The organism is Micromonospora sp. NPDC049799 (assembly GCF_040656655.1).
Classification (GTDB): domain Bacteria; phylum Actinomycetota; class Actinomycetes; order Mycobacteriales; family Micromonosporaceae; genus Micromonospora.
In genome coordinates, this window is the sequence record NZ_JBFAMU010000499.1 from 1 (window position 1) to 3,604 (window position 3,604).

The 3,604-nt window shown below is 73.1% G+C and carries 2 protein-coding genes and 1 pseudogene; 2 read left to right on the top strand and 1 reads right to left on the bottom strand.

Going from position 1 to position 3,604, the window contains the following annotated elements:
* Positions 1 to 103: 103 nt before the first annotated feature.
* The gene (gene aspS / locus AB0I76_RS25195; protein WP_357040165.1) at positions 104 to 1,390 is read right to left on the bottom strand and encodes an aspartate--tRNA(Asn) ligase; all 1,287 of its coding nucleotides are present in this window, start codon (positions 1,388 to 1,390) and stop codon (positions 104 to 106) included.
* Positions 1,391 to 1,747: 357 nt separating this feature from the next.
* On the opposite strand from aspS, the gene lipA reads away from it, so the two are divergent.
* Both lipA and AB0I76_RS25205 read left to right on the top strand, forming a co-directional pair.
* Positions 1,748 to 2,800: a lipoyl synthase gene (lipA, locus tag AB0I76_RS25200; RefSeq protein WP_357040168.1), complete on the top strand. Its 1,053-nt coding sequence runs from the start codon at positions 1,748 to 1,750 to the stop codon at positions 2,798 to 2,800.
* A gap of 64 nt (positions 2,801 to 2,864) precedes the next feature.
* Positions 2,865 to 3,545 (top strand): annotated as a pseudogene (locus AB0I76_RS25205) (hypothetical protein); the annotation flags it as partial.
* Positions 3,546 to 3,604 lie beyond the last annotated feature (59 nt).

Genomic DNA, 3,604 nt, shown 5'->3' on the forward strand with positions numbered 1-3,604 from the left:
ACCCCACCCCCACCCCCGCCGACCGGCGTTGATCAAGGGGTTTGCGTCAGGATCCGCGCGCGATCCGGCGCAAACCCCTTGATCAACGGGGTCATGGGGGGGGTTACGGGGTTAGGCGGTGGAGGTCTCTGGGGAAGGCCGTGACCTCGCGGACGTTCGCGGCACCCGTGAGGCGGGCGACGAAGCGTTCCAGGCCGATGGCGAAGCCGCCGTGCGGGGGCATGCCGTGGCGGAACGCGTCGACGTAGCCCGCGTACGGCTCGACCGGCTCGCCCCGGGCCGCGAGCGCCGCCAGGTAGTCGGCGTGCCGGTGCAGCCGCTGCCCGCCGGTGACCAGCTCCAGGCCGCGGAAAAGCAGGTCGAAACCGTTGGAGTACGCCGGCCGCGCCGGGTCGGGGTGGGTGTAGAAGGGGCGTTTCGCCATCGGGTACCCGGTGACGAAGAGGAAGTCCGAGCCGTGCTCGGCGCGCGCCCACTCCCCCAGCGCCCGCTCGTGGGCCGGGGCCAGGTCCGGCTCGTCGGCGGGCGCACCGGCGATCTTCAGCGCGTCGGTGAAGTGCACGGCGGGGATCTCCGCCGGCACCTCCGGCACCGCCACGTCCAGCGTCGCCAGCGCGGCGCCGGCCCGGTCGACGACGGTGTCGAGCATCCCGGCGAGGGTGTCCCGGAGCACCGCCATGACGTCCCGGTGGTCGGTGACGAAGCCCAGCTCGGCGTCGAGCGACGTGTACTGCGCCAGGTGCCGGACGGTGTCGTGCGGCTCGGCCCGGAACACCGGCCCCACTTCGTACACCCGCTCGAAGACGCCGACCATGAGCTGCTTGTAGAACTGGGGCGACTGGGCCAGGTACGCGGGCCGGCCGAACCAGTCCAGCGCGAACACGTTCGCCCCGCTCTCGGTGGACGAGCCGACCACCTTCGGGGTGTGGATCTCGACGAAGTCGCGGGCGTCCAGGGCGGCCCGGAAGCCGGCCACCGCCGCCGCGGAGATCCGCAGTGCGGCGGACCGGGTCGGGTGCCGCAGTGCGACGGGCGCGTTGTCGAGCTGGGTGGGCAGGGTGGCGGTGAGGGCCGGCCGGTACAGGTCGAAGGGCGGTGGCTCGGCGGGTGCGCCGAGTGGTCGTACCGCCGGCGCGGTCAGCTCGACCCCGGCGGGCGCCATCGCGTTGAAGACGACCGTGGCGACCACCTCGACGACGGTCTCCTCGGGCATCGTCTCCACGGCCGCGCGCACGGCGGCGTCGGTGACGACGACCTGGGCGAGCCCGGCGGCGTCCCGCACGATCAGGAAGGCCACCGACTTGAGCAGCCGGCGCCGGTGGACGTGACCGGCGATCCGCACGGTCTCGCCGACATGGGCGGTGAGCTGGGAGGACAGGATGCGTTGCACGGCGGTTACCTCCTCGATCAATCGCAACGCGATCCCCGGGAGGTGTGGGCGAGCGGGAACCTCGCGGTGCCACCACACCTTCGCCCCCGCCGGAGCGGGAGCCTCGTTCGTCGCCTTTTCACCGGGGCCAGCCGGGCGGGGTCTACTGGGCGCGTGCGCCGTTCTTCCCGCAGCTCGGGAGGGTCTTCACGCACCGGCGCCAGACCGCCTCGCAGCAACCGGCGGCTCTCTTGAAACTGGCGTCCCGGTACCCTACTCGGCTCCGTCACAGCTCTGCGGCGCACGCTAGCACCCCCGGGGCCGTCCGTGTGACGCGGTTTTTTCGCCCCCGGTGTCCGGCGTCACAAGATTCGGGGCGTGACGGCGGTCGCCCGACGTGCATCGACCACGGCCGACGGGCGTAGGCTCGGTTTTGTGACGATCGAGCACTCCGCGCCGACGACCGGCCAGGCAGCGCGCCCCGCGACCGCCGCCCCCGAGGGGCGACGGCTGCTGCGGATCGAGGCGCGCAACGCCGAGACGCCGATCGAGCGCAAGCCGCCGTGGATCAAGGTCAAGGCCAAGATGGGGCCGGAGTACACCCAGCTGCGCGGGCTGGTCTCGCGCGAGGGGCTGCACACCGTCTGCCAGGAGGCCGGCTGCCCCAACATCTACGAGTGCTGGGAGGACCGGGAGGCGACGTTCCTCATCGGTGGCGACCAGTGCACCCGGCGCTGCGACTTCTGTCAGATCGACACCGGCAAGCCGGCCGAGTTCGACGCCGACGAGCCCCGTCGCGTCGCCGAGTCGGTCGTGTCGATGGGCCTGCGCTACGCCACCATCACCGGTGTCGCCCGGGACGACCTGCCCGACGGCGGCGCCTGGCTCTACGCCGAGACGGTCCGGCAGATCCACGCCCTGCAGCCCGGCTGCGGCGTCGAGCTGCTGATCCCCGACTTCAACGCGGTTCCCGAGCAGCTCGCCGAGGTCTTCGGCGCCCGGCCGGAGGTGCTGGCCCACAACGTGGAGACGGTGCCGCGGATCTTCAAGCGGATCCGGCCGGCGTTCCGCTACGAGCGGTCCCTCGACGTGATCCGGCAGGCCCGCGCGGACGGCCTGGTCACCAAGAGCAACCTCATCCTCGGCATGGGCGAGGAGCGCGCGGAGATCTCCCAGGCGCTGCGCGACCTGCACGACGCCGGCTGCGAGCTGATCACCATCACGCAGTACCTGCGCCCCACCCCCCGGCACCACCCGGTCGAGCGCTGGGTCAAGCCGGAGGAGTTCGTGGAGCTGCGCGAGGAGGCCGAGGAGATTGGCTTCGCGGGCGTGATGAGCGGCCCGCTGGTGCGCTCGTCGTACCGCGCCGGCCGGCTCTACCGGCAGGCCCTGGACGCCCGCGAGGCCACCCCGGTCGGCACCGCCGGCTGAGGAAACCCGCTGCCGCACCGGCACCGCGCCACGCGGGCCGACGGCCGGGTGCCATGATCGGCCCATGACCGCCGGGGTACGCCAGGAGCGATGCCACGCGCTGTGCGCGCTCCCGGCCTCCTGGCCGCGGCTGCCCACGCTGCTGAGCGTTCTCGCGATCGTGGCCGGCGTCGCGTACCGCCTCGGGCTGCTGCTCTCCGACACGCCGCAGACCAACAGCGACGAGGCCACGATGGGGTTGGCCGCCCTGCACATCGCGCAGGGGCGGGACCTCCCCGTCTGGTTCTACGGCCAGCGGTACATGGGGACGCTGGAGGCGTACCTGGCCGCACCGGTGTTCGCCCTCGCCGGCCCGTCGACGGTCGGCCTGCGGCTGCCCACCCTGGCCCTGTACGCGATCTTCCTGACGCTCGCCTGGCGGCTCGCGCTCCGGCTCACCGCCGACCGCTGGTTCGGCCTGCTGGTCGTGGTGGTTCTCGCCCTCGGCTCCGACCGGGTGGTCAAGAACCAGCTCATCGCCGGGGGCGGCTACCCGGAGATGAACGCCGCCGGGATGGCGCTGGCCGTCCTCGCGTACGACCTGGCGACCGGCCGGCCCGGGCGCCGACTCCCCCGGTGGCTGGGCTGGGGCCTGCTGGCCGGACTGCTGCTCTGGGTGGACCCGCTGGTGCTGCCGTACGTGGCCGGGATCGGGGCGGTGCTGGTCGCGTACCGGTGGCGGGAGCTGCGCGGCCGGGCCGGGTCGTAGAACGGCTCGGAGTGCGACGAGACCGGGGCGATGCTGTCGGACTCGCCGCCGATGAT